The organism is Actinomycetospora sp. (assembly GCF_055612215.1).
Genome location: NZ_JBVPVA010000853.1, coordinates 1 through 1,182, shown reverse-complemented (window position 1 = coordinate 1,182; position 1,182 = coordinate 1). Strand labels below are relative to the sequence as shown.

The 1,182-nt window shown below is 72.8% G+C and carries 1 protein-coding gene; it reads left to right on the top strand.

What is annotated here, in order from left to right; all coding sequences use genetic code 11:
* Window positions 1–1,182 (top strand): cobaltochelatase subunit CobN (locus AC0CYZ_RS23255; RefSeq protein WP_472219736.1); only part of this gene is annotated, 1,182 nt, incomplete at both ends.

Below are 1,182 nucleotides of genomic sequence, written 5' to 3'. Positions count from 1 at the left end.
GCCGCCGGGTTCCCTGTACGTCGACGGCTCCGACATCGTGCTGGCGTCCCTGCGGTTCGGGAACGTGCTGCTGATGATCCAGCCCCCGCGCGGGTTCGGGGAGAACCCGATCGCGATCTACCACGACCCCGACCTGCCGCCGAGCCACCACTACCTCGCCGCCTACCGCTGGCTGCAGGCCGGCTTCGGCGCCGAGGCCCTGGTCCACGTCGGCAAGCACGGCAACCTCGAGTGGCTCCCGGGGAAGACCGCGGCGCTGTCGGCCTCCTGCGCGCCCGACCCGATCCTCGGCGACCTCCCGCTCGTCTACCCCTTCCTCGTCAACGACCCCGGCGAGGGCACCCAGGCCAAGCGCCGGGCCCACGCGACCCTCGTCGACCACCTGGTCCCGCCGATGGCCCGCGCGGAGTCCTACGGCGACCTCGCCCGCCTCGAGCAGCTGCTCGACGAGTACGCCTCGATCCAGGCCATGGACCCCGGCAAGATCGAGGCGATCCGCGGCCAGATCTGGCAGCTCATCCAGGCCGCGAAGCTCGACCACGACCTCGGCGTCAACGACCAGCCCGACGACGAGCGCTTCGACGAGTTCGTCATGCACCTCGACGGCTGGCTCTGCGAGATCAAGGACGCCCAGATCCGCGACGGCCTGCACGTCCTCGGCCGCGCCCCGGCCGGCCAGGAGCGCGTCGACATGGTGCTCGCGGTGCTGCGGGCGCGGCAGATGTGGTCGGGTACCCAGGCGCTGCCCGGCCTGCGGGAGGCGCTGGGTCTCGACGAAGCCGCGGGTGCGGCGAGCCGGATCGACGTCGACCGCGCCGAGGAACTCGCCCACAGCCTCGTCGTCGGGATGGAGAAGCGGGACTGGGCCCCGGACGACGCGTTCGACGTCGCCACCGAGGTCCTCGGCGAGCTGGACGACGACACCGTCGTGCGCATCCTGCGCTTCGCCGCCACCGAGGTCGTCCCGCGGCTGGGCCGGACCACCGAGGAGATCGACGGCGTGCTGCACGCCCTCGACGGCGGTCACGTGAAGGCCGGGCCGTCGGGCTCGCCGCTGCGCGGGCTGGTCAACGTCCTGCCGACCGGCCGGAACTTCTACTCGATCGACCCGCGCGCGGTCCCGTCGCGCCTGGCCTGGGAGACCGGCCAGATGCTCGCGGACTCCCTGCTCGAGCGGTACCG